The organism is Streptomyces sp. NPDC003248, from assembly GCF_055563235.1.
The window spans coordinates 241,022-265,729 of record NZ_JBVHDT010000006.1 but is presented as its reverse complement, the minus strand read 5'-3'; the positions used below and the strand labels follow the sequence as shown (position 1 = coordinate 265,729).

At 73.2% G+C, this 24,708-nt stretch carries 19 protein-coding genes; 10 read left to right on the top strand and 9 right to left on the bottom strand.

The annotated features are described in order from the left end of the window. The first annotated feature begins 6 nt into the window (after positions 1 to 6). Together ACZ3KJ_RS17265 and ACZ3KJ_RS17260 are read left to right on the top strand one after the other, a co-directional pair. Positions 7 to 2,619: a bifunctional FO biosynthesis protein CofGH gene (locus ACZ3KJ_RS17265; RefSeq protein ID WP_467527760.1), complete on the top strand. Its 2,613-nt coding sequence runs from the start codon at positions 7 to 9 to the stop codon at positions 2,617 to 2,619. A 140-nt stretch (positions 2,620 to 2,759) separates the two neighbouring features. Next, a complete protein-coding gene (locus ACZ3KJ_RS17260) occupies positions 2,760 to 3,341 on the top strand; it encodes a hypothetical protein (RefSeq protein WP_467527758.1) in 582 nt (193 codons plus the stop codon). Between the two features lie 58 nt (positions 3,342 to 3,399). Here the strand turns inward: ACZ3KJ_RS17260 and ACZ3KJ_RS17255 are convergent, their stop codons facing one another. Continuing rightward, entirely contained in the window at positions 3,400 to 3,930 is a 531-nt protein-coding gene (locus ACZ3KJ_RS17255) for a DUF2165 domain-containing protein (protein WP_467527756.1), read from the bottom strand. 179 nt (positions 3,931 to 4,109) lie between these two features. On the opposite strand from ACZ3KJ_RS17255, the gene ACZ3KJ_RS17250 reads away from it, so the two are divergent. Beyond that, entirely contained in the window at positions 4,110 to 5,234 is a 1,125-nt protein-coding gene (locus tag ACZ3KJ_RS17250; protein WP_467527754.1) for an ADP-ribosylglycohydrolase family protein, read from the top strand. Between the two features lie 115 nt (positions 5,235 to 5,349). Then, positions 5,350 to 5,739 carry a signal peptidase I gene (locus ACZ3KJ_RS17245; RefSeq protein ID WP_467527752.1) on the top strand — a complete coding sequence of 130 codons (390 nt, stop codon included), beginning with the start codon at positions 5,350 to 5,352 and terminating at the stop codon, positions 5,737 to 5,739. Between the two features lie 21 nt (positions 5,740 to 5,760). Here the strand turns inward: ACZ3KJ_RS17245 and ACZ3KJ_RS17240 are convergent, their stop codons facing one another. The 4 genes from ACZ3KJ_RS17240 to ACZ3KJ_RS17225 all read right to left on the bottom strand — a co-directional run bounded on the left by ACZ3KJ_RS17240 (position 5,761) and on the right by ACZ3KJ_RS17225 (position 12,590). Then, positions 5,761 to 5,967: a hypothetical protein gene (locus tag ACZ3KJ_RS17240; protein WP_467527750.1), complete on the bottom strand. Its 207-nt coding sequence runs from the start codon at positions 5,965 to 5,967 to the stop codon at positions 5,761 to 5,763. Between the two features lie 48 nt (positions 5,968 to 6,015). Beyond that, positions 6,016 to 7,599 (bottom strand): sodium:solute symporter family protein, encoded by a 1,584-nt coding sequence (locus tag ACZ3KJ_RS17235; RefSeq protein WP_467527748.1) that lies wholly within the window; start codon positions 7,597 to 7,599, stop codon positions 6,016 to 6,018. Positions 7,600 to 7,821: 222 nt separating this feature from the next. Beyond that, a complete protein-coding gene (locus tag ACZ3KJ_RS17230; RefSeq protein WP_467527746.1) occupies positions 7,822 to 9,843 on the bottom strand; it encodes an MFS transporter in 2,022 nt (673 codons plus the stop codon). A gap of 182 nt (positions 9,844 to 10,025) precedes the next feature. Continuing rightward, entirely contained in the window at positions 10,026 to 12,590 is a 2,565-nt protein-coding gene (locus tag ACZ3KJ_RS17225; protein WP_467527744.1) for a serine hydrolase, read from the bottom strand. A gap of 222 nt (positions 12,591 to 12,812) precedes the next feature. Here ACZ3KJ_RS17225 and ACZ3KJ_RS17220 point away from each other — a divergent pair, with 222 nt between their 5' ends. The 3 genes from ACZ3KJ_RS17220 (at position 12,813) to ACZ3KJ_RS17210 (ending at position 15,405) form a co-directional block, all read left to right on the top strand. Next, positions 12,813 to 13,571 (top strand): GOLPH3/VPS74 family protein, encoded by a 759-nt coding sequence (locus ACZ3KJ_RS17220; protein ID WP_467527742.1) that lies wholly within the window; start codon positions 12,813 to 12,815, stop codon positions 13,569 to 13,571. Between the two features lie 551 nt (positions 13,572 to 14,122). Continuing rightward, positions 14,123 to 14,980: a helix-turn-helix domain-containing protein gene (locus ACZ3KJ_RS17215; RefSeq protein ID WP_467527741.1), complete on the top strand. Its 858-nt coding sequence runs from the start codon at positions 14,123 to 14,125 to the stop codon at positions 14,978 to 14,980. A 233-nt stretch (positions 14,981 to 15,213) separates the two neighbouring features. Further along, the gene (locus ACZ3KJ_RS17210) at positions 15,214 to 15,405 is read left to right on the top strand and encodes a DUF397 domain-containing protein (protein WP_389521569.1); all 192 of its coding nucleotides are present in this window, start codon (positions 15,214 to 15,216) and stop codon (positions 15,403 to 15,405) included. 183 nt (positions 15,406 to 15,588) lie between these two features. On the opposite strand, the gene ACZ3KJ_RS17205 is transcribed toward ACZ3KJ_RS17210, so the two are convergent. Together ACZ3KJ_RS17205 and ACZ3KJ_RS17200 are read right to left on the bottom strand one after the other, a co-directional pair. Continuing rightward, positions 15,589 to 16,092 carry a glutathione peroxidase gene (locus ACZ3KJ_RS17205; protein WP_467527739.1) on the bottom strand — a complete coding sequence of 168 codons (504 nt, stop codon included), beginning with the start codon at positions 16,090 to 16,092 and terminating at the stop codon, positions 15,589 to 15,591. Between the two features lie 175 nt (positions 16,093 to 16,267). Continuing rightward, positions 16,268 to 17,245 carry an ArsR/SmtB family transcription factor gene (locus ACZ3KJ_RS17200; RefSeq protein WP_467527738.1) on the bottom strand — a complete coding sequence of 326 codons (978 nt, stop codon included), beginning with the start codon at positions 17,243 to 17,245 and terminating at the stop codon, positions 16,268 to 16,270. A gap of 199 nt (positions 17,246 to 17,444) precedes the next feature. Here ACZ3KJ_RS17200 and ACZ3KJ_RS17195 point away from each other — a divergent pair, with 199 nt between their 5' ends. Continuing rightward, on the top strand, positions 17,445 to 18,875 hold the full coding sequence (locus tag ACZ3KJ_RS17195) for an MFS transporter (protein ID WP_467527736.1): 1,431 nt from the start codon (positions 17,445 to 17,447) through the stop codon (positions 18,873 to 18,875). Here ACZ3KJ_RS17195 and ACZ3KJ_RS17190 read toward each other — a convergent pair. Beyond that, on the bottom strand, positions 18,856 to 19,323 hold the full coding sequence (locus tag ACZ3KJ_RS17190; protein WP_467528072.1) for a MarR family winged helix-turn-helix transcriptional regulator: 468 nt from the start codon (positions 19,321 to 19,323) through the stop codon (positions 18,856 to 18,858). The two genes, ACZ3KJ_RS17195 and ACZ3KJ_RS17190, sit on opposite strands and share 20 nt — an antisense overlap. A gap of 328 nt (positions 19,324 to 19,651) precedes the next feature. Here ACZ3KJ_RS17190 and ACZ3KJ_RS17185 point away from each other — a divergent pair, with 328 nt between their 5' ends. Next, a complete protein-coding gene (locus ACZ3KJ_RS17185) occupies positions 19,652 to 20,791 on the top strand; it encodes a M20/M25/M40 family metallo-hydrolase (RefSeq protein ID WP_467528070.1) in 1,140 nt (379 codons plus the stop codon). Between the two features lie 150 nt (positions 20,792 to 20,941). Beyond that, complete coding sequence (locus ACZ3KJ_RS17180; RefSeq protein WP_467528068.1) at positions 20,942 to 21,496, top strand: HAD domain-containing protein; 555 nt, start codon at positions 20,942 to 20,944, stop codon at positions 21,494 to 21,496. A gap of 42 nt (positions 21,497 to 21,538) precedes the next feature. Here the strand turns inward: ACZ3KJ_RS17180 and ACZ3KJ_RS17175 are convergent, their stop codons facing one another. Then, entirely contained in the window at positions 21,539 to 24,496 is a 2,958-nt protein-coding gene (locus tag ACZ3KJ_RS17175; protein ID WP_467527735.1) for an AfsR/SARP family transcriptional regulator, read from the bottom strand. Positions 24,497 to 24,708: the final 212 nt, after the last annotated feature.

The window sequence follows — 24,708 nt, the reverse complement described above, 5'->3', positions numbered from 1 at the left end:
CGGAGAATGACGACTTCCGCGAGCTCCGGAACCGGCCCCACCGACCGCCCCGGCGGCACCGGCCCGACCGAGAACGCCCTGCGTCGCGCCCTCAAACGGGCCCGGGACGGCGTCGCCCTCGACGTCTCCGAGGCGGCGGTCCTGCTCCAGGCCCGCGGCGCGCACCTGGAGGACCTCGCCGCGTCCGCCGCCCGGGTGCGGGACGCCGGCCTGGAGGCGGCCGGCCGCCCCGGTGTCATCACGTACTCGAAGAGCGTCTTCGTCCCGCTGACCCGGCTGTGCCGGGACAAGTGCCACTACTGCACCTTCGTCACCGTGCCCGGGAAGCTGCGCCGGGCCGGGCACGGGATGTTCATGTCCCCCGACGAGGTCCTCGACATCGCGCGCAAGGGCGCCGCCCTCGGCTGCAAGGAAGCCCTGATCACCCTCGGCGACAAGCCCGAGGACCGCTGGCCGGAGGCGCGCGAATGGCTCGACGCGCACGGCTACGACGACACCATCGCCTACGTCCGCGCGATCTCGATCCGCGTCCTGGAGGAGACCGGACTCCTCCCGCACCTCAACCCGGGCGTCATGACGTGGACCGACTTCCAGCGGCTCAAGCCCGTCGCGCCGAGCATGGGCATGATGCTGGAGACGACCGCCGAGAGGCTCTGGTCCGAGCCCGGCGGCCCGCACCACGGCTCCCCGGACAAGGAGCCCGCGGTCCGCCTGCGGGTGCTGGAGGACGCCGGCCGCTCCTCCGTCCCCTTCACCTCGGGCATCCTCATCGGCATCGGCGAGACGTACGAGGAGCGCGCCGAGTCCCTGTTCGCGCTGCGGAAGGTCTCCCGCGCCTACCACGGCGTCCAGGAACTGATCATCCAGAACTTCCGCGCCAAGCCGGACACCGCGATGCGCGGCACGCCCGACGCCGAACTCGACGAACTGGTCGCCACGGTGGCCGTCGCCCGCCACATCATGGGCCCCTCCGCCTGCCTCCAGGCACCGCCGAACCTCGTCGACTCCGCGTACGAACGCCTCATCGGCGCCGGCATCGACGACTGGGGCGGCGTCTCCCCGCTCACCATCGACCACGTCAACCCCGAACGCCCCTGGCCGCAGATCGAGGAACTCGCCGAGCGCTCCCGGACGGCCGGGTTCGAGCTGCGCGAACGGCTCTGCGTCTACCCCGAGTTCGTCACCCGCGGCGAACCCTGGCTCGACCCGCGGCTGATCCCGCACGTCCGCGCGCTCGCCGACCCCGAGACGGGCCTGGCCCGCCCGGACGCCGTCGTCGAGGGCCGGCCGTGGCAGGAGCCGGAGGAGGCGTTCACCGCCACCGGCCGCACCGACCTGCACACCACGATCGACACCGAGGGCCGCACCTCCGACCGCCGCGACGACTTCGACGAGGTCTACGGCGACTGGGGCGCCCTGCGCGAGGCCGCCGCCCCCGGCATGGCACCCGAGCGCATCGACACCGACGTACGGGCGGCGCTGGCGACGGCCGCCGACGACCCGACGCGGCTCACCGACGACGAGGCCCTCGCCCTCCTGCACGCCGACGGCCCCGCGCTGGACGCCCTCACCCGGATCGCGGACGACGTGCGCAGGGCGGCCGTCGGCGACGACGTGACGTACATCGTCACCCGCAACATCAACTTCACCAACGTCTGCTACACCGGCTGCCGTTTCTGCGCCTTCGCCCAGCGCCGCACGGACGCCGACGCCTACACCCTCTCCCTGGAACAGGTCGCCGACCGCGCCCAGCAGGCCTGGGACGTCGGCGCGGTCGAGGTCTGCATGCAGGGCGGCATCCACCCCGACCTGCCCGGCACCGCCTACTTCGACATCGCCAAGGCGGTGAAGGACCGCGTCCCCGGCATGCACGTCCACGCCTTCTCCCCCATGGAGGTCGTCAACGGCGCGACCCGCACCGGACTGTCGGTCCGCGAATGGCTCACGGCCGCTAAGGAAGCCGGGCTCGACTCCATCCCCGGCACCGCCGCCGAGATCCTCGACGACGAGGTCCGCTGGGTCCTCACCAAGGGCAAGCTGCCGACGGCCACCTGGATCGAGGTCGTCACCACCGCCCACGAACTGGGCGTCCGCTCCTCCTCGACCATGATGTACGGCCACGTCGACCAGCCCCGGCACTGGCTCGGCCATCTGCGCACCCTGTCCCGCATCCAGCAACAGACCGGTGGCTTCACCGAGTTCGTCACCCTCCCCTTCATCCACACCAACGCCCCCGTCTACCTGGCCGGCATCGCCCGCCCCGGCCCGACCACGCGGGACAACCGGGCCGTCACGGCGATGGCCCGGCTCCTCCTCCACCCCCACATCCCCCACATCCAGACCAGCTGGGTGAAACTGGGCACGGAGGGCGCGGCCGAGATGCTCCGCTCCGGCGCCGACGACCTGGGCGGCACCCTGATGGAGGAGACCATCTCCCGGATGGCGGGCTCCTCCTACGGCTCCTACAAGTCGGTCAAGGACCTCGTCGCCGTGGCCGACGCGGCCGGCCGCCCGGCGAAGCCGCGGACGACCCTCTACGGAGAGGTCCCCGAGGAACGGCGGCGCGCGGCACAGGCCTCGGACGGCCACCTGCCGCGACTGCTGCCGGTGCTGGACTGAGGGACCGGCGGCAAGGGCTCGAAGCCGGGACCGGCGACAAGGGCTCTCAGCCGGGACCGGACCGTAGGCGGGCGGACAGGGACCCCACAGTAGGATGATCCAACCCCCGGGCACCCGGGGGCCGAAGACTGAGGAGAGGCGTGCCCGTGGCTGCCCGACGGCTTCCCTCGTGGGCCTGGGTCACCGGTCTGACGGCCGGCGCGATCGTCGTGGTCGGTGCTCTGACGGTGAAGGCCGAACAGGGCCCGCATCCGACGGCGGCGTCGGTCGAACCGTCCGCCTCCGCCTCCGCCTCGGCGGGGACGAAGCCCGCCCCCGCCCCCTCCGCGAGCCCGACGGAGCAGTCCGTGCCGGAGGCCTCCGGCACGGGCCGCCGCGTCGTCTACTCGCTGGAGCAGCAGCGGGTCTGGCTGGTCGACGCCGACGACCAGGCCCGCCGCACCTTCACGGTCTGGCCGGGCACGGTGAACCCGGCCCCCGGCAGCTACACGGTCTCCGTGCGCAAGGGCGCCACCACGGGCTCCGACGGCGTCGCGATCGAGCACATCATCTACTTCTCCGTCCAGTCCGGCGTCAACATCGCCTTCTCCAACGCCGTCGACGGCTCCTCCCCGCCCCCCGCCGCCGGCACCCGGACCGGCGGCATCCGCATGGCCAAGGCCGACGGGGCGGCCCTGTGGGCGTTCGGGGCGACGGGGACGATCGTCCGCGTCGTGGAGTGATCAGACGTCCCACCCGGACCGTGAGCTGATCAGGCGTCCCGCCCGGACGGTGAGCTGATCAGGCGTCGCCTCCGGGCGTACGGCCCGCCGGCAGGTACTGGACGATCAGCACGATCCCGCTGAGGACGAAGACGCGCAGCGCCGCGTCCAGCCCGTTCCAGTCGCCGGACTGCCACATCGCGAACCACTCACCCCCGATCGCGATGAACCCGCCGCCGAACAGCAGCATCAGCATCAGCAGCCCGTAGGTGGAGACCTGACGGGCACGTGCCTCGTCCCGCCGTATCCACAGCCAGGTTCCGGCCAGGAGGACCAGCGCGGAGACGGTCTCCCAGGCGATGATCGCGACGTACGCCGCGTCCTGGAGCCACTCGCTGGTGACGGCCCGCCACATCAGGTCGTCGTCCTTGAACGTCGTGTCCATCGCGAGGACATGTCTGACGAACTGCTGGTTGGTCCCGAAGTCGGTGATGTTCCCGAAGGCGACGAGGGTGATGTAGAGGGCGACCGTTGCGGTCAGGACCGTGGTCGCCGTGGTGCGGGCGCGGTCGGTCGGGGTCGATGTGGAACGTGAGGTGGTCGTGGTCATGGGGGAGATCTGCCCGGCGGGGGGCGCGGCCTCCCGCACACATCACGCCAGAATGGCGCCGGCGGCGACGGAAGGCCCCCGGCGCGTGGACCAAGGGTCCACCCGCTCGACGGCCCCCCGTCGCCTCCGTCGATTACAGTGACGAACGTCGTACGTACGGACGGTGCCGGGAGGACTTGGTGGGTGCGACAACCGGCGCCGTCTGGGGCCGCAGCGAACAGCAGGACTTCCGCAGCCGGGTGCGTGGCACGCTGCTGGGCGCGGCCGTCGGGGACACGCTCGGGGCACCCGTCGACTTGATGGACCTGGAGGAGATCCGCCGGGCCCACGGCCCCGAGGGCCTCGTCGACCTCGCCCCCGCCTACGGCCGCCGCGGCGCCGTCACCCACCTCACCCAGCTCACCCTCTTCACCGTGGACGGCCTGATCCGCGCCCAGGTCCGCCGCGACACCGGCGCCTGGCACCCGCCGACCGACCTGCACCGGGCGTACCTGCGCTGGGCGGCGACCCAGCGCGACTGGGGCCCCGACCTGCGCCGCAAGGACGACGGCTGGCTCGCCCGCGAGGAGTGGCTGTACGCCCGCCGGGACCCGACCCGGCCCCTGCTGCTCGGGCTCGGCGACGACACCATGGGAACCCTGGAGTCGCCCAAGAACACCGGCGCCACGGGCCCGGAGGCCACGGTCCGGTCGGCGCCGTTCGGCCTCCTCGTCGGCTGGGAGCCGCAACTCGTCGCCCAGCTCGCCGTTGAGTGCGCGGCCCAGACCCACGGCCACCCCACGGCCTGTCTGTCGGCGGGCGCGTACGCGGTGACCGTGCACGCCCTGGCCCGCGGCGACAGCCTCGACGGCGCGGTGCAGCGGGCGCTCGCCCTGCTGGCCGCGCGGCCCGGACACGAGGCGGTGTCGCAGGCGCTCCAGCACGCGCTGGGCGCCGTACGGCAGGGTCTGCCGGGCCCGGCGCGGGTGGAGGAACTGGCCGGCGCGGGCACGGCCGAGGCGGTCCTGGCCGCCGCCGTCTACTGCGCCCTGGTCGCGGAGGACGTCCGCCACGGCCTGCGCCTCGCCGTGAACCACGGCGCCCCCTCGGCACCCACCGGCGCCCTGACCGGCGGCCTGCTCGGCGCCCTGCACGGCGAGACGGCCCTCCCGCCGGCCTGGCTGGCCGAACTGGAGGGCCGTCCCACGATCCTCGAACTCGCCGACGACTTCGCCATGGAGATGACCCAGGGCCCGGCCCTCCACACCCCCACGGGCGCGTCACCGGGCTGGCTGGCGCGCTATCCCCGGGGCGACAGAGCGTAGGCCCGCGACCGCGCCGGCGGCCCGAACCGGCCTACCGGCGCGGGCCGTTGCGGCAGGCGAGGTGCACGGGGGCGTCCGAAGCAGGACACGCGGGCGGCTGCTAGCGTCCCGGTCGGTGAGCGACAACGTGTACGTGGGCAACGCGGGCGAGGACGCGGCACTGGACCGGGGCTGGCTCCTCGGGCACTTCAAGGACCCCGGCGATCCGCGCCACAGTGCGGCCGTGGAGATCAAATGGGGCGTCCACCCCCGTGGCGCCGAGCGGGTGCGGTGGGTACGGGGCGAGGAACGCACGGCCCTCCTCGTCCTCGTCAGCGGCCGCTTCCGGGTCGACGTCCCCGGCCGCAGCGTCCTGCTGGAGCGGCAGGGGGACTACGTCGTGTGGGGGCGCGGGGTCGACCACTCGTGGTGCGCGGAGGAGGACTCGGTGGTGCTGACCGTCCGGTGGCCGTCCGTGCCCGGTTACGCCGTGCCGGAAGCGCGGCAGGAACCGCCGGGGAGCTGAACGGAAGCCGCCTCGCCGGTTTCAGGGGCCGGGCGGGAGGACGACTTCGGGTGCTGCCGCGACCCGCACCGTGAAGTCGGACCTCGGCACCCGGGGACGGTCACCCGCCGGCTTCGCCACGACCGCGGTGGCACCGGCGGCCATGCCGCTGATCAGGCTGATCTCGGGGGACGCGCCGGCCTCGCCCAGGCCGTACCCGACCAGCGAGCCGACGGGCCCCTCCTGCACAGCGCCATGACCGGCGCGCTCGCGTGGGCGACCTGAGAGGGCCGCCCCTCACCGGTCCTCGGCCGGGGCCCGTACGACGTCCTGCACGGGCTCCGCGGGGAGCGGGACCGCAGCCCCCGCCACGCCGGGGCCGTCCCCGTCCGAGTTGATCCGGTCGATGATCGCCAGCCGTTCCGGGGTGTCCTCCGGCTTGAGGAAGCCGATCAGGACGTACAGCACCAGTGACACCGCGAGCGGCACGGACACCTGGTACTGGAGCGGCACCCCGCCCTCGACGTTCCAGTTGATCGGGTAGTTGACCAGCCAGAAGGCGAGCAGTCCCATCGACCAGCTGGTCAGGGCGGCCGTCGGGCCGGAGCGGCGGAACGGGCGCAGCAGGCCGAGCATCATCGGGATCGCCATCGGTCCCATCAGCCCGGCCACCCACTTGATCACGACGGTGATGATGTCCTTGAAGGTGGGCGAGTTGACCTGGGTGGCGGCCGCCATCGACAGGGCGAGGAAGACGACCGTCGCGATCCGGGCCGCGATCAGCCCGGAGCGCTGGTTCCACGCGCGGGCCCTGGCCGAGATCACCGGTGCGCAGTCGCGGGTGAAGACGGCGGCGATGGCGTTCGCGTCGGAGGAGCACATGGCCATCGTGTGGGAGAAGAATCCGACGATGACGAGCCCCAGCAGACCGTGCGGCAGGAGCTGTTCGGTCATCAGGCCGTAGGAGTCGGAGCCGTCCGGCTTCTGCGACTCGACGAGCAGCGGTGACATCCACATCGGGTAGAACAGCACCACCGGCCACACCAGCCACAGCACCGCCGACAGCCGGGCCGAGCGCGCGGCCTCCCGCGGGGTGGCGGTGGCCATGTAGCGCTGGGCCTGGTTGAGCATGCCGCCGTTGTACTCGAAGAGCTTGATGAAGAGGAACGCCAGCAGGAACACCGTGCCGTACGGTCCGACCAGCGGCTTGTCGTGGCCCTGCAAGGCCGGTTCGTCCCACGCGCCGAGGAACCCGATGTTGCGGTCGCCGAGTTCCAGCACGACCGCGATGAACATCGCGACACCGGCGAGGAGCTGGATGACGAACTGTCCCAGCTCGGTCAGCGCGTCCGCCCACAGCCCGCCGATCGTGCAGTAGACCGCCGTGATGCCGCCGGTGATGAGGATGCCCTGGTTCAGCGAGATACCGGTGAACACGGACAGCAGGGTGGCGATGGCGGCCCACTTGGCGCCCACGTCCACGATCTTCAGCAGCATCCCCGACCAGGCCAGCGCCTGCTGGGTCTTCAGGTCGTACCGGTTCTTCAGGTACTCCAGCGGGGAGGCGACGTGGAGCCGGGAGCGGAGCCGGTTGATGCGGGGCGCGAACAGCTTGGAGCCGATGGCGATGCCGAGGGCGATGGGGAAGGACCAGGTGACGAAGGACGTGACGCCGTAGGTGTAGGCGATGCCGGCGTAGCCGGTGAACATCACCGCGCTGTAGCCCGACATGTGGTGCGAGATGCCGGACAGCCACCAGGGCATCTTGCCGCCCGCGGTGAAGAAGTCGCTGACGTTGTCGACCCGTTTGTGGGACCAGACTCCGATGGCGACCATCACACCGAAGTAGCCGATGAGCACGGCCCAGTCGAGACCGTTCATGTGCCCCCTTCCAGGGTTCGCACGCCAGGGTCAGGCATGTGAACTCTGGGTTCGGTGACATGGCCGCGGCAAGCGCACGGTAGGTCAAGAGCGGGTAAAATAGTTCTCCGTGGTGACCTGGATTCATGGATCTGAACGGCTGTGTGAGGTGCGGGAGTTGGCCGAAAACGAGCGGTCGGCTCAGGGGCGCGGCCGAGCGGTCGGCTCAGGGGCGATTCAGGGTCACTTCAGCTCGTCGGGGCACGGGGTCCCCCGGCGCAGCTGATACGGCGCCGCCAGCCGGTACGTCCCCGCCGACGGGGCGACCAGCATGGTCCACCGGTCGCCGTCCGCGTCCTCCTCCGTCTCGAACAGGCAGCCGTTCACGTTCTCGTACGTCTTCGGCTCGCCCTCGGCCCGGTTCTTGGACGCCTCCGTCTCCTGCGGCGGCTCCAGGCCCTCGCCCTCCGCGTCGACCAGGCCCAGCCACGGCGAGTACGGGATCCGGATCAGGATCCGCCCCGCCTTGCGCACGTCGATCCTCATCTCGCCCTGCGCCGCCAGCTCCACCACCGCGTTCGGCTCGGCGAGCGGCGCGGGGTCGGTGACCCGGAAGAGCTGCCAGTTGGCGTCGCCCCAGATCTGCTCCAGATACGGCAGCCCCCGCTGCACCAGCTCCCGCTCCCGCTGCCCGCCGTCCCCGTCCGGCTCGTCCTTGGGGACGACCACGAAGTGCACGGCCCACCGCTGGAGCCACTCGTGGTAGTTCGCCGAGTTGAGCGTGTCGTCGTAGAAGAGCGGGTTGCGCTCCATGTCCGCCTGCCGGTTCCAGCCGCGCGCCAGGTTGACGTACGGCGCCAGCGCGGAGGCCTCGCGGTGCGAGCGGGCCGGGACGACCTCCACCCGGCCCTTCTCCGCGCCGACCTCCTGCAACTCGTTGACCAGCGGCGCCAGCTCACGCGCCCAGGACGCGGCCGGTGTCGTGCGGACGATGTCGTCGACCGACTTGTAGCCGATCCAGCCGACGAAGAGCACCGACGACAGGACGATCACGTACCACTTGCGGCTGCGCGGCACCGCGAACGGCAGCGCCGCCATCAGCACCACGCCCGCGAACAGCATCGACAGACGCGTGATGTTCGACCCGATCTGCGAGCTGATGACCCACACCAGCAGCACCGCGAGCCCGTACACCGCCGCCGTGATCCGTACCGTCTTCCAGTCGCGCGGCACGACCGCGAAGACGACCACCGAGAACAGCAGCGGCAGGGACGCCGAGCCGAACGACATCGGCTGGGTGCCGGAGAAGGGGAACAGCCAGGCGGAGACCGCGACGACCGCGCTCGGCGCCAGGCCCAGCGCCCACGCGCCCGGCCGCCGCTTCTGGAGGAACAGCGCGGCCGCCACCAGCCCCACGAACAGGCCCGCCACCGGCGACCCCATGGTGGCGAGCGCGGCCAGCGGCGCCGCGCACAGCGCCTTCGCCCACCGCTTGTAGCGCCAGCGGTACGGCCAGCAGAACACGACGGCGACCGCCGCCAGCGCGAACATGTTGCCGAGCCCGAACGTCACCCGTCCCGAGACCGCGTTGCACAGCAGGGCGAAGACCCCCGCCAGCGCCGGCCACAGGGGGTTCCGCACCGGCCGGCAGCGCAGCAGGATCAGCGTCAGCAGCCCCGCCGAGAGCGTCCCGGCGATCATCATCGTCGTCCGGACGCCGAGGACGGACATCAGATACGGCGACACCACGCTGTACGAGACCGGGTGCATCCCGCCGTACCAGGCGAGGTTGTACGCGGAGTCGGGGTGACGGCCGACGAACTCGGCCCACGCGTCCTGCGCCGCCAGATCCCCACCGCTGTTCGCGAACGCGAAGAACCAGACGACGTGCAGGACGCCGGACAGGACCGTCACGGAGAACACGAGATGCCGCCGCAGCCAGGCGGCGGTGCGGCCGAGGAGCCCCCTCACGCGGGATGCCCCGGCAGCGGGCTCCCGCTCGCCGGTGCGGCGGTCACCGGGGCCGCTGTCGCCGTCGCCGGGGCCGCCGGCGCCGTAGCCGTCGCTGTCGCCGGGGGTGCGGTCGCCCTCATCGCGGTCGCCGGGGCCGACGGGGCCGCCGTCACCGGGACCGCGGTCGTCGACGTGACGGTCGCCGGTGTCGCGGTCGTGGTCACCGGCCTGAGGTGCGGGCAGGTGCAGCCGCGGGCCGGTGTCCGGGCCCGGATCGGTGTCGTCGGCGCGTGTCGGCTCCGCAGTGGCCACCTGAAGGCAACTCCCCGTGTCCCGTCTTCTCTTCTCGGCCGCGTCCCGTTCGCGCCCGTTTCACGGCCGCGTCGCCGCGACCGCCGACCTGTCCGTTTCGTGACGCTAGCACGCACCCCGCCGGGCGGTGGCCCTGGCGGGGTGCGGTAGGGGTGGGAGAGGGGCCGCGCGCGGCCGGCGGGTCAGCCGACGCGGGTCAACTTGTCCGTGAAGCCGGGCTCGACCAGGTCCGTCTGGAGGGCGACCGGCACCTCGACCGCGCCGCCGGAGCCGTCGCCCACGGTGAGCGTGCCCACCTGGGTGCCCGCCTTCGCGGTGTGCGGCACCTCCCCGGCGGCGAACGACAGCTTCGTCGTCAGCCCGGCCCAGCCGACCGCCGCGACGTCCTTCGTGACCACGACCGGGGTGTGGTGGCCCAGCTTGTCGTCCACGTACCCGACGACGTCGCCCTTGGTCAGGATCTTCGACGAGACCAGCGCGTCCTGCGCGGCGAGCAGCGCGGTCTTGCTGACCGCGTTGACCGTGTCGATGATCGACGGCTTGTGCTGGCCGAGGACCGCGCCGACCAGGGTGACCGTCTCCCCGCCGACCTCCTTGGTGGCCGCGAACAGCAGGTTGCCGCCGGCCTTGGTGGTGGAGCCGGTCTTGATGCCGATGGCGCCGTTGTAGGGGACGAGCGTGTTGTAGTTGCGCCACTTCTGGCCGGACGGGTCGGTCCACTCCGGCAGCCTGGTGATCTCCATCAGCGCGGGGATCTTCACCAGCTCGTTGCCCAGCTTCACCTGGTCCTCGGCGGTGGAGACGGTGGTCTCCTTCAGCCCGGAGGCGTCGGTGTACGTCGTGTTCTTCATCCCGAGCTCCTGGGCGGTGGCGTTCATCTTCTCGATGAACTCCGCCTCGGTGCCCGCGTCCCAGCGGGCCAGCAGCCGCGCGATGTTGTTCGCCGACGGGATCATGATCGCGGAGAGCGCCTGGCGCAGGGTCAGCTTGTCGCCCTCCTTGACGGTGTTGAGGGTGGACTCGCCGTCCGCGTCGTAGCCGCCCTCCTTCTCGGCGGTGGCGTCGACCGGGACGCTCGGCCCCTCCTCGCCCGACTTCAGCGCGTGGTCCTTGAGGACGACGTACGCCGTCATGGCCTTGGCGACGGAGCCGATGGCGACCGGCTCCTGGTCGCCGAAGCCGTCCATCGTGCCGATGCCGTCGACGTCCATCCAGCCCTGGCCCTCGTCCGGCCACGGCAGCGACAGCTCGCCGCCCTCGAACGTGTACGAGTCCTTCGCGGTGAGCGTCAGCGCGGTCGCCGGCAGCGGCCGCACCGCCTGCACGATCGCAAAGACGATGACCAGCAGGATGACCAGCGGCGTCCAGATCTTGACCCGGCGGGCGAACGTCCGCAGCGGAGTCGGCGGGGGCGGCGGGGTGTTCGTCAGCTCGGCCAGCAGGTCCAGCGGCGGCTTCGGCGGCAGCGGCTGCTGCGTGGTCCGCTCGGGGCCGATCTGCGGGACGACGGCGGTGGCTTCGGCGGGAGCGGTTCCGGGTGCCTTGCCCGGAGCCTTGCCGGGGGCCTTTCCGGGTGCCTGTCCGGGTGTGGCGGGCTCCGCCGGCTTCGGCTTGCGGGTGGACGGGTCGTCGAGCGGCTTGAGCGCGACGAACTTGCTGGTCCGCTCGGCCTCGGCTTCGGGCTCGTCCTTCCGGCTGCCCTGCTTGCCGGCGCCGGGCTTCGCGTCGGCGCCGGACTTCGCGTCGGGCTTCGCGTCGGTCTTCGAGCCCGGCTTCGCGTCGGTCTTCGAGCCCGGCTTCGCTGCATCGCCCAGCTTCAGCATGGTGGTCGGCTGGTCGACGGCGGCCGCGGGGGGCCGTACGGCCTTGAAGACGGCGGTGGGCTGGTCGACGGGGGAGGCGGGGTCCTCGGACTTGGCGCCCTCGGGCTTGGGGGTGCCGGACTTGGAGGCGTCGGCCGCGGCGGGCTTCGGCTCGCCCGACTTCGGTTCGTCGGCCTCGGTTTTGGCGTCGGCCTCGGCCTTGGCGTCGGTCTTGGCCTTGGCGTCGGTCTTGGACCCGGACTCGGCTTCGGCGTTCCCGTCGGGGCCCGTGGCCCACTTGGGGGCGGCCTTCGGCGCGGACTTGGCCTCGGGCTCCGGCCCGGCGTCGGCACCGGCGTCCGCGTCGTCGTCGGCGGCGGTGTCATCACCGGACTTGCCGGACTTGTCGGTGTCGTCGGACCCGTCGGCTTCTCCGGCGCCGGCGCCGCCCTTCTCGCCCCTGTCGTCCGCCGAGGTCACCCACTGGGCCACGGCGGCCTTCAGGCGCGCGTCGCCGCCTTCGGGGGCGCCGGAGCCGCCGGAGGCCGCTGTGTCCGCCCCGTGCGCCCCCTCGCGCGCCTCTCCGGCCGTCTCGGCGGCCTCGGGGTCCGTGGAGGCCTTCCCGGTGCCCTCGGGCTTCTCCCGGCCCCCGGTGTCCGCCGACGCGCCCTCGGCGGGGTCGGCGCCGCCCGCGGAGTCCTCCGCCGTGTCCTCGCCCTCGCCCTCGGTCTTCAGGTCGCGCACGGAGAACACCCGGGTCGCCGTGTCCACTCCGCCCCGGGACGAGCCCGGCGCCGAAGCCGACGCCTCGTTCTCCCGCGTCACCGGGATCCGCGGATCCCGGGCCTCGGGAACCGTTCCCGCGCTCCCCGACGTCGGTTCCTCCGACGACTCACGCTGCTTCGACCTGTCGGGGGACTCGCCCGCCACCGATGCCTCCTCCATGTGCCGCACGCCACCGCGCGCCTGTCGAACCATGAACCGCCCGCCCGGGACACCGCCTCACGGGCTGTCCGAACCATGTACCAGTGTCCTGTGTCGAGGGCTCGGCTCCAGCGGTAGACGAGAACGACATACCTACTGGTTCCACTACGAACAGGTCACGCACCCTCGACAGATGAATGTGAGAGGGGTCACCCTGTCATTCATCCACGCGGGGAGGCATGGATGGGCAGGAGCCGCAGAACACTTCCGGAGGAGCTTCTGTTGCTGGCACTGGACCCGACCACGGGTACCACTGCACAGCCGCAGTCGCTCGACCTTGGTCTGGCCGGAGCACAGCTAGTGGAGCTGGCGCTGGCCGGACGGATAGCCCCAGACGGGGATCGTATCGCCGTGGTGTCCCCACGGCCGACTGGAGATCCGACACTGGACTGCGCGTTGGAGTTGCTGCGAAGGCGCGGCGCACCGGTGCGGGCCGTCCACTGGATCGGCGGGCCGCGTCTCGGGCTACGCCAGACCTACCTCTCGCATCTGGAGCGGTGCGGCATGGTGCATGCCGTCGCGGGCCAGATGTGCGGAGTGCTGCCGACGACTCGCTACCAGGCGACGGACACGGCGATCAGCCGGGAGATCAGGACCCGGCTGGACTCCGCGATCCGCACCGGCGTGCCGCCGGACCCGCGGACCGCGGCGCTCGCCGCGCTGGCGCACGCGGTGGGTCTCGGCAAGCACCTGTACCCGGGCAACGAGGGGCGCTCGTCCCGGTCCCGGTTGCGGGACCTGATCCGGCACGACCCCATGGGCGGCCTCGTGGCACACGCCGTGATGGACGTTCAGAACGGTGCCGGGGCCCAGCCGCGCCGCAACCCGGCCCAGGCGCCCGGCCGCCAGGCCGGACCGGGAGGCAGGTCCGCTCCGGAACCCGCTCGTGGCGTTCCGGCGCAGCCGGGCCGAGGCCCCATGGCGCGCGTCGTGGCCCACTGAGCCGCCGTCCCACGCCGTACCCGTACGGCCCGCACAGCCGGTACGGTGCACACAGCCCGTACCGCCGGTACCGCCTGCAAGACCCGTAAGGCCCTTAGGGTCCGTAAGGCTCGTAGGACCCGTAAGGCCCGTACGGGCGCGGGCCGTGTGGACGCACGGCCGCCCGCATGACCCGTACGACCCGCATGACCCGTACGACCCGTAAGGGACCCGGTGCGCAGGCGCCGGTCCCCTGCGCCCCCGCAAGACCCGCAGAACCCGTTCGGGAGCCGCGCGGCCGCGCGGGGCGGTGAAGCCGTACGTCCTCCGGGACACCCGGCGCCACCGCCCCGCGCGGACGCATGTCCGGCGGAAGTGGCGGAAGTGAGGGCGGGGGCGGGGAGCGGCGGGGGCGGGAAGCGGTGGGAGCGGAACCGCGGAAACGCCCAAGTGACGTGTACCGGCCGCATATCCACCGTTTTCCAGCGGTAGTGAGCACCTTGGTGGCAGTCTGCTCAACAGCAGATACGCAAAGTGTCAATGACAGGCATGCAGCCGGAGGTGCACGTCCCGTGGCGTCCAATGTCAATCCCACCGTCCGGCGGCGCCGGCTGGGCCAGGAGCTGCGCAAGCTCCGCGAGGACAAGGGCATGACGGCCGAACAGGTCGCCGACCGCCTGCTCGTGTCCCAGTCGAAGATCAGCCGCCTGGAGAACGGCCGCCGCAGCATCAGCCAGCGCGACGTCCGCGATCTGTGCGGGGTCTACGAGGTCGAGGACCAGCGGATCGTCGATTCGCTGATGCAGATGGCCAAGGACTCGCGCCAGCAGGGCTGGTGGCACGCCTTCGGGGACGTCCCCTACAGCGTCTACATCGGCCTGGAGACGGACGCGGCGAGCCTGCGCGTGTACGACCCGCAGGTCGTGCCCGGCCTGTTGCAGACCCGCCAGTACGCCGAGACGCTGATCTCGGGAGCCTTGCCGGAGACCGTGCCCACGGAGATCGAGAAGCGGGTGCAGGTACGGATGCGGCGGCAGGAACGAATCAGCGCCGAGGAGAACCCGCTGCGCCTGTGGACGGTGATGGACGAGGCCGCGCTGCGCCGCGTCGTCGGCAACCGCTCCCTCATGCGCGACCAGTTGGAGTACCTCGTCGAGCAGTCCCAGCTGCCGCACGTCACCGTCCAGGTGATCCCTTTCGAGATGGGCGCGCACCCGGGTCTGAACGGCCAGTACGCGATCCTGGAGTTCCCCGACGCGTCCGACTCCAGTGTCGTCTACATCGAGGGCGTCACCAGCGACCTCTACCTGGAGAAGCCGAACGACGTGCAGAAGTACAGCGTGATGTACGAGCACCTGCGGGCCCAGGCCCTGAACGTGGACCAGTCCCGCCAGTTCATCGCCGACATCGCGAAGGACTACGCCCGTTAGGGCGTTCTCGGCGCAAAAGCGCCGCACCATACACGTCACCCGGCCGGTATGGAAGGCCCACCTGGAATATGCCAACCGGTCGAGTGAATAGTCGCTTCGGAAGTCGATGTCAGCCAGTAGCGTCGATCACGCCACCGGACACCACCGTTGGCGCGAACCGTGCCGTGGGCCCGCAGTCGTGCCCTGCGTACGGCGACAGCAACTCATCTCACTGGCAAAGCGGAGCGAAAAAAATGGCAATTCGTCAGGGCAGCACGGACACCTGGACCAAGTCCTCCTACTCGACCGGCAACGGCGCGTGCGTCGAGGTCAAGTCGCCGGTCGTCGCGGCCATGGCCGTACGGGACTCCAAGGTCCAGGACGGGCCCGTGCTGGACTTCCCCGCCGACGCGTGGAACCTCTTCGTCGCCTCGGTCAAGGCGTAGGGCGGGGATCCTCCCGGACCCCGCCCCACGGCGGGTCCCCACGGGCGCCTCAGGGCCCCGTCGGGCCGGCACCACCTCACCGACACCACCGGAGCCCTCTCGACGAGCTCGCCGTCCTTGCCGAGGGGGCCCGGCTGTTCCAGGTCGCCGCCGCCCTCGTCGACAGCGGCGCGCGCACCGCGCTCAGCCCAGCTGGCCCTCGACGGCGGCGACGACCTCCGCGGACTCCGGCTCGGTCTGCGGCGAGAACCGGGCGACGACGCCGCCGTCCCGCCCGATGAGGAACTTCTCGAAGTTCCAGCGGATGTCACCCGCGTGACCGGCCGCGTCCGCGAAACCGACGAGGCGCTCGTACAGCGCGTGCCGCCCCTCCCCGTTCACCTCGACCTTCTCGGTCAGCGGGAAGGTCACGCCGTACGTGGCCGAACAGAACTCCGCGATCTCCTCGGCGGTCCCCGGCTCCTGCCCGAGGAACTGGTTGCAGGGCACCCCGAGCACGGTGAAGCCGCGGTCCGCGTACCGCTCCTGGAGCCGCTCCAGGCCCGTGTACTGCGGGGTCAGGCCGCACTTGGACGCGACGTTCACGATGAGGACGGCCCGGCCCGCGTACTGCGCGAGCCCGGCGGAACCGCCCGTGAGCGCACCGATCTCGACGTCCAGGGGGGAAGTACCGGTGTTCGTAGTCATGCCCGGACTCTAGCCCCGGAGGCCGGACGGCCGGGGGTGGCGGGCCGGGGCAGCCGGACGGGAGCGGCGAGCCGGGATGGCCGGACGGGCCGGGGCCACGGGACCGGGGGCTCGGGGGAGCGGGGAACCGGGGCCTCGGGGGACCGGGGGAGCGGGGAACCGGGGGCTCGGGGGCTCACGAGGTTCTTCGGCTGGCCCCCGCCAGCGCCTCGCCCGCCGCCGTCCGCGAGTACAGCACCGAGCGGCCCGCCCGCCGCCGTTCCACCAGGCCGGCGTCCAGCAGGACCCGCAGGTGCCGTCCCACCGAGCCGAGCCCCTGCCCGGTCAGGGCGACGAGCTGGGTCGTGCTCAGCGGGCCCTCGCCGAGGAGGGTCAGGACACCCGCCCTGGCCGGCCCGAGGAGAGCGCTCAGGGCGGCCGGCGCGGCCCGCTCCCGGTGGTCCTCGGCGAGGACGCCGGTACAGGGGTAGACGACGGCGTACCGCTCCCTCCCCTCCTCCCACGACACCCACCCCGTCCGCGGGGTCACCGGCACGAACAGCAGCTCGGCCCCGGCGACCTCCCGCGGCGGATACGCGTGCGGGTTGACCTGGAACCGGTTCTCCCCGAGCCACCGCGTCCCCGGCCGCAACGAGTCCAGGACCGCCGCCCACCCGCCCCGGCCGACCCGTGCGGTCCGCGCGACCACATCGGCCTCCAGCACCCGGCGCCGCCGTTCCCAGGAAGGCCGTACGGCGGCGTCCCAGACGTACTCCAGGAGCCGGGCCGCCCGTTCGGCCAGGTCGTCCCGGTCCAGGGCCGGCGGCAGCTCCCCGGCGAGGGAGACCCGCAGATGCGCCCGCACGTCGGCGGGGCGGGCCGCGCGCACCCGGGCGACGGCCTCGTCGAACCGCTCGCCGTCGCGCGGAGTGGGGGTGAGGAAGTCCGCGATCCAGTGCCGCCCGAGCCCGGCCCGGATCAGGGACGCGGTCACGGGATCGGCGGCCAGCCGCTCCCGGTACCCCGGCAGATGCGCCCGCAGCCACGCGTCCTCCCCGGGATGCGCGGCCACCCCCGCGTGCAGCAGTTTCACAGCCGCGAAGGTCTCGGCGAACGCGGAGACCACGAACCGGCTGCCCGCCAGCGTGTCCGCGTTCACCTGCCACCAGCCCATGAACCGGCCCCCTCCCGCCCGTACGACCCGCCCGCCGCCCCGGCCTCTCGCCCCGACCCCTTGCCCCGGCCCTTCGCCCTTACCCCTTGCCCCGGCCCTGGTCCTCCGGTCTGACTCCTTGCCCGGACCGTTCGCGCTGACCTTTCGCGCGCCCGCGAAACAATAACGACCGGCCGCGTCCCCGCCCGAGACTCCGCGCATGACCAGCTACCGACAGCTCTTCACGACACCGGAGTTCAGGCCTCTCCTCCTCTCCTCCGCCGCGCACACCGCCGCCCAGACGGCCGCGGGCCTCGCCCTCGCCACGCTGGTCTACCGGGCGACGGACTCCCCGCTCCTCGCGGCGGTCAGCATGTTCGGCCCGTCCCTCGCCCAGGTCCTCGGCGCCACGCTCCTCCTCTCGGGCGCCGACCGGCTGCCCCCGAGGACCGCCCTCGCCGGTCTCTCCGTCGCCTTCGCCGCCGCCACGGCCGTCCTGGCCGTCCCCGGCCTCCCGGTCGCCGCCGTCTTCGCCGTGGTCCTCGCCCAGGGCCTGGTCGCGGCCCTCGGCGGCGGTGTCCGCTGGGGCCTGCTGAACGAGATCCTGCCCGCGGACGGCTACCTGCCCGGCCGGGCGGTGTTCAACATGATGAGCGGCCTCACGCAGATCGCCGGCTACGCCACCGGCGGCGCCCTGCTCACCGCCCTCTCCCCGCACCGCGTCCTCCTCCTGGCCGCCCTCCTGTACGTGACCGCCGGCGCCACCGCCCGCCTGGGCCTGACCGCCCGTCCGCCCCGGGCCGCCGGCCGCCCCTCGGTCGCGGCGACCCGGCGCACCAACGCCCTCCTGTGGTCCTCCCGCCCGCGCCGCCTGCTCTACCTGGGCCTGTGGCTCCCCAACGGCCTGGTCGTCGGCTGCGAGGCCCTCTTCGTGCCGTACGCCCCCGGCGCCGCGGGCACCCTGTTCGCGTGCGCGGCGCTGGGCATGCTGGCCGGCGACCTCACCGTCGGCCGCCTGCTCCCGCCCGCCGTACGCGCCCGCCTGACCACCCCCCTGCTGCTGCTCCTGGCCACCCCGTACGCCTTCTTCGCCCTGCGCCCGGCCCCGCCGCTCGCGGCGGCGTGCGCCGCCCTGGCCTCCGCCGGCTTCGGAGCGGGCCTGGTGCAGCAGGAGCGCCTGATGGCCCTCACCCCGCCCGCCCTCGGCGGCCACGCCCTGGGCCTGCACTCCGCCGGCATGCTCACCCTGCAAGGGATCGGCGCGGCCCTGGCGGGCGGGGCGGCCCAACTCACCTCACCGGCGACCGCGATGAGCCTGATGGCGCTCGCCTCGATCACGGTGACGCTGACACTGGCGTTCGCCGGCCGCGATGGCCGCGATGGCCGCGATGGCAGGGGTGGCCGTGATGGCCGGGGCGGCTGCGACAACGGCCGACCTCACGCCCCGGACGGCACGGGCGATCCGAGCCCTACGGCCCCTATGGAACCTGCGCAACGTACGGCCCCTACGGCCCCTACGGCCCCTACGGCCCCTACGGCCCCTACGGGTCCTGCGAGCCCTACGGGTCGTACGGGCCCTACGGGCCCTACGGGTCGTACGGGTCGTACGGGTCGTACGGGCCCTACGGGCCCTACGGGCCCGAAGGGGTGATCTCGGGGCTGGTGGGGTTCGTGGGGTCCGTGAACACCTCGGGCACCTTGTTGTCGAGGACGACGCGGGAGAGCAGCGCGGCGAGCCGTTCGCGTTCGGTGCCGGTGAGTCCCTCGGGCAGGGCCGCGATCCGCCGGCGCGTCGCGTCGTAGAACTCCCGGGCCAGCCGGGCCCCTTCCTCCGTGAGCCCGACGCGCACCGCCCGCCCGTCCCGCGGGTCGCCCTCGCGCCGCACCAGACCGCGCTGCACGGTCCGGTCCACCAGCCCGGTCAGACTGGACTTGGCGAGCCCCAGCAGTTCCCCGAGGTCACTCATGCCGTACGGCTGGGGCATGAGGACGCACAGCAGCTGGCCCTGCTGGGGGGTGATGCCGAACGCCCGACTCGACTCGGCGTACACGGCGTTCACCAGGAACGTCGACCGCACCAGCGCGGTCACGACCCCCATCTGCTCACCTGCGGCTCTGCCCATACGGGAAGCGTAACCGGGCGCGTGTGCCGGTCCCGTACACGCGTGTGCGGGAGTGAGGGGAGGTCCGGGGAGGTCAGGTGAGGCCGGGCACACGGCTGCGGGCCTTTCCCCTCCGCTCGACCCGGACAGCAGCCCCCCGACCGGCCAGGCGGGCGGGATCTTGAGGACAGGGCCTAGCGTCGGAAGCGGGGCGGTGGTGCCCGGCGCGGGGAAGCGGGCTCCGCCTCCCGCCGGCCACGGGACCCGGCATCCCCGGACGCCAGGGGCGGGGAAGGGAGACGAGGACCTCATGCTGTTGCCGACGATGCTCGCGGACCTGGGGGAACTGGTCCGTTGCGAATCCTTCTCGGCCGACCACGCGGCGGTGGCGCGCAGCGCCGAGGTGGTCGGTGCCCTCAGCGCGAGACTCCTGGGCGCCGAACCGGAGACGATCGTCGTCGACGGGGTCACCCACCTGCGGTGGACCTTCGGCACCCCGCGCGTGCTGCTGATCGGTCACCACGACACGGTGTGGCCCCTCGGCTCGCTCCGCTCCCGCCCCTGGTCGGTGACCGACGGGATCGCCCGCGGACCCGGGGTCCTGGACATGAAGGCGGGCCTGGTGCAGATGTTCCACGCCCTGGCCTCGCTGCCCTCCCCGGACGGGGTGTGCGTCCTGGTCAACGGGGACGAGGAGGTCGGCTCCCCGACCTCCCGGCACCTCGTCGAGGAGACCGCGCGGCGCTGCGCCGCCGCCTTCGTGCTGGAGGCGGCGGCCGACGCCGAGGGCACCCTCAAGACGGCACGCAAGGGCACCTCGCGGTACGAGGTGGTGGTCCACGGCAGGGCCGCACACGCCGGCCAGGAACCCGACAAGGGCGTGAACGCCGCCGTCGAGGCCGCCCACCAGGTGCTGGCCCTGACCGACCTGGGGTCGGCGGTGGGCGCGGCCGCCACCCACCCCGTACTGGGTGCGGCGACGGTCACCCCGACCCTGCTGTCGGCCGGCAGCTCCCGCAACACGGTGCCCGCCCTGGCGCGGGTGTCGGTGGACGTCCGCGTACCGACGGAGGCGGCGCAGCACCGCGTCGACGAGCTCGTACGGGCCCTCGCCCCCCGCACGCCCGGAGCGCGCCTGGAGATCCGCGGCGGCGCCGGACGGCCGCCCCTGTCACCGCGCGCCTCCGCCGCCCTCTTCGCCCTCGCCCGCCGCGTGGCCGAGGACCTCGGCCAGGAACCCCCGGGGGACACCGCGGTCGGCGGCGCCTCCGACGGCAACGACACCGCCGCGGCGGGCTGCCTCACCCTGGACGGCCTGGGCGCCGTCGGCGGAGGCGCCCACGCGGACACCGAGCACGTCGACACCACGCGGATGATCCCCCGCACCCGCCTGCTCGCGGGCCTGATCGCCCGGGCCGTGACCCTCGACCACCTCGACCGCCCCACGGCCGGCACCTCGCACTAGGCTGCCGGCCACCGAGGCCGGAAGGAGCGGACGGACGTGAGCGACCACGGACGGGACCCGGCGCGGGACCCTGCCGGGGCGCGGCGCGCGGTGACCGGCTCGGCCGGGGCGCGGCGCGCGGTGACCGGCTCCGCCGGGGCGCGGCACGCGGTGACCCGCTCGGCCGGCACGGAGCGCCCCCTTCTCTTCCTCGACGTCGACGGACCGCTCATCCCGTTCGGCCCGCCGTCCGGCCGACCGTGCAGGGCCCCCGCCGCCGCCCCTCCCACGGCGTCCCCCGGCCCGCGGAACCCCCTGCTGGAGCGCCTCGACCCCGCCGTCGGCCCACGCCTGCTGGCGCTGGGGTGCGACCTGGTGTGGGCCACGACCTGGATGGACGACGCGAACGAGGCCGTCGCCCCGCGCATCGGCCTGCCGCCCCTGCCCGTCGTCAGGTGGCTGGAGACGCCCGCCGACCCGGCCCCGCGCGGCCTGCACTGGAAGACCCGCCGCATCGTCGAGTGGGCCGGCGGCCGCCCGTTCATCTGGGCCGACGACGAGATCGGCCCCGTGGATTGCCTCTGGGTCTCCGGCCAACACGAAGGCCGGTCACTGCTGCACCGCGTCGACCCGGCCGAAGGCCTCACGGACGCCGACTTCGCCGCCTTCGCCGCCTTCACGCGCTGGCTCCGGTCCATGACGCCCGACGGGCCCGGAGCGCCGTAGGGGTGCCTGACAGGGGGCCCGCCGCCCGGGCCCCGGCCGGTCTCACCGCCGCTCGCCCGACCTCGGCCCACGGCCGGCGGGGCGCGCGCGGGCGCGCGTGTCGAGCACGGCCTGGAACTGCGCGCTCGCCTCGCGGACGCGGCCCGCCGCGACGTAGGCGTGGCCCAGTCGGCTGCGGATGTCCATCTCCAGCCAGTCGTAGCTCGGTTCGGTGAGCGGCGACAGCAGCCGGTGCTGGAGGAGGGCCTGGTGGTGGAGGGCGATGGCCGCGCTCGTGTCCCCGGCGCCCTGCTCGGCCGTACCCAGCCGGGTCAGGCTGCGGGCGCGGAGGAAGACGTCCCCGACCTCTTCCGCCAGGTCGATCGCCTCCCGGAACCGGCTCCTGGCCTCACCGTAGTGGCCGAGGCGGAGGTGGGCGTCGGCGGCGCAGCTCAGGACCCTGCCGAGCATGTGGGGTCTGCCGCCCTCCTGGGCGTGGGCGAGGGCGTCGGCGAAGCAGGCCAGCGCCTCCTCGTCCCGCCCCTGGAACTGGTGGGTGAGGCCGAGGATGACGTACGCCATCCAGGCGACCCAGCCGTTGCGCAGCCGGCCGGCCAGGTCCGCCGCCATGGAGCAGTGGAGGATCGCCCGGTCGCCCTCACCCACGCTCAGGCTGAGGGCCCCCTGGCCGAGGAGGGCCCGCGCCTCTTCCCCCGGGTCGCCACGGCGCCGGCTGAGGTCCAGCGCCTCGGCGGCGTGGACGCCGGCCTGCCTGTACCGGCGCTGGTGGATGGCGGTGTACGCCATGCAGTTCCGCAGGGCGGCGGCCATCCGCTGGTCGGTGGCCTCGTCCACGTGCGCGAGCGCGATCTCCAGGGCCGTCTGGCTCTCCTGGTAGCGGCCCTGCCGTACGAGGTGGTCGCACAACGCCTCGGCGAGCCAGCAGGCGTGGTCGGCTTCGCCCAGGGCCGCGGCGTGTCCGACGACGTCGGACAGCTCGTTGCCGTACGCCTCCAGCCAGCCCTCCGCGTCCCGCCAGTCCGTGAACGGCGTCGCCGTGGGCCCGGGCCCGGTGGGGAAACCGGCGGCGCCCCAGTCGCTGGCGGTCCGCCCCGCGTCCAGGAAGAGGCGGAACGCGGCCCGGCGGGCGGCGGCGGCTTCGGCGGGCGCGGCCTCCGCGACGCGCCGTGCGTGCACCCGGACCAGATCGTGCAGCCGGTAACGGCCCGGCCGCGGCTCCTGCACCAGACTCGTGTCGACCAGGCTCTCCAGGAGCCGTTCGGTGTCGTACGACGGCCGGCCGAGCATGGCCGCCGGCGTCAGCACGTCGAACTCGACCGTCGGCGCCAGACCCAGGACGCGGAACGCGCGCCGCTGCTCGGGTGCGAGCTGGTCGTACGACAGCCGGAAGGCCGCCTCCACGCTGCGGTCCCCGGCGCTCAGTTCGCCGAGCCGGTGCTCGTCGCCCGCCATACGGCCCACCAGGTACTCCACCGTCCAGGTCGCGCGGTTCTGCAACCGCGACCCGGCGATGCGCAGCGCCAGGGGCAGCCCGTCGCACAGCCCGACCAGCCGGCGCGTCGCCTCCGGCTCCCGGCCCGCGCGCTCCTCCCCGATGATGTGCCGGAGCAGGGACACCGCGTCCCCGCCGGCCAGGGGCTCCAGGGTGACCCGTCGGTCGGCGTCCAGTCCGGCCAGCCGCCGCCGCCCGGCCACCAGCACCCGGCTGCCCGCCCCGGCGGGCAGCAGCGGCCGTATCTGATCGGCGTCGAGGGCGTCGTCCAGCACGAGCAGCAGCCGTAGCGGGCTGGTCGTCGCGCGCCAGACGGCGGTGAGTTCCTCCAGATCGCCCGGCAACTCGCCGATGGCCGGGTCGAGCGACCGCAGCAGCCGTTGCAGCGCCTGCTCCGGCGACTGGCGCCGCTGCGTGCTGTGCGCGCGCAGGTCCATGAACAGGCAGCCGTCCGGGTACTGGGCACTGAGCTCACGGGCCGCGCGGACGACGAGCGCGGTCTTGCCGACCCCGGCCGTACCGTCCACGGTCACGATCGACACGGCTGCGGGATCCGACGGCGCGGTCAGCCGGGCCAGTTCGGCCTCCCGCCCGATCAGACGGCCGGCGTCGCCCGGCAGGTCGTTGACCGCGCGCCGCGGCCGGGCGGGGGCAGGGGCGGTAGCGGGGGGAGCGGTGGAATGCGCCGTGGCGCGTGGGGTGCGGAGCCGTACGGCGGCCGGACCGAGGAGGCGTACGTCGTCCTGGCGCAGCACCGCGTCGTACGTCCGGCGCAGTTCCTCGCCGGGATCGATGCCGAGCTCCTCGCGCAGGCGCGCCCTCATGTCCTGGTAGGAGTTCAGGGCCTCCGCCTGGCGTCCGCTGCCGTACAGCGCGCGCATCCGCAGCGCCAGTACCGACTCGTCGAGGGGATCGGACGCGGACAGGGCGGCGAGCTCGTCCAGGGTGTCGGCGGACCGGCCGAGCAGTACCAGGCACTCGAGTCTCCCCAGCCGGAGCGAGAGCCGGCGTTCCAGCAGCCGCCGCCGGTCCGCCCGGGCGCGCTGTCCCGGCAGGCCGGTCAGGGGCTCGCCGTCGAACAGGGAGAGCGCCTCGGAGAACCGGTCCATCGCGGTGGTCACGTCGCCGGACGTCCTCGCGTGCCGTGCCTCGGCGGCTCGTTCGTCCAGTTCGGTCACATCGAGCCGCACCCCGTGGCCGACGAAGCGGTACCACCCCTTGCCGCTGCGGATCACCGACTCCGCCGGCCCGGCGCCCGCCACGTCGAGTGCCTTGCGCAGGGGGTGGACATGGCTCGGCAGCACCTTGTGGCCCGATCCCGGCGGCCGTCCGTCCCACAGGTCGTCGAGCAACTGCTCGTGGCTCACCTGTGTGTCCGCGCGCAGCACCAGCGCGGCGAGTACGGCCTGCCGCCGGACCGGCCCCAGGTCCAGCGGCGTGCCACCACGCCAGGCCCGTAAGGGTCCGAGCAGCGCGATCCGAAGCAGCGAAGGTGTTCCCCCATCCACCGTGAAGCCTCCGCTCCCGTTCCCGTTCCTGTTGCTGTTCCCGTTCCCGTTCCCGTTCCCGTTCTCGTTCTCGTTCTCGTTTCGGCCCCCGGTCCCGTACATCAGCGGAATTTCATCAGCATTGCAGCACCCCCGGCCATGGTGACGGACACGACATCGCACAACCTGCACAACCTCGAACAACGTGATCTTCGGTGTTCGCTCCGGCGACC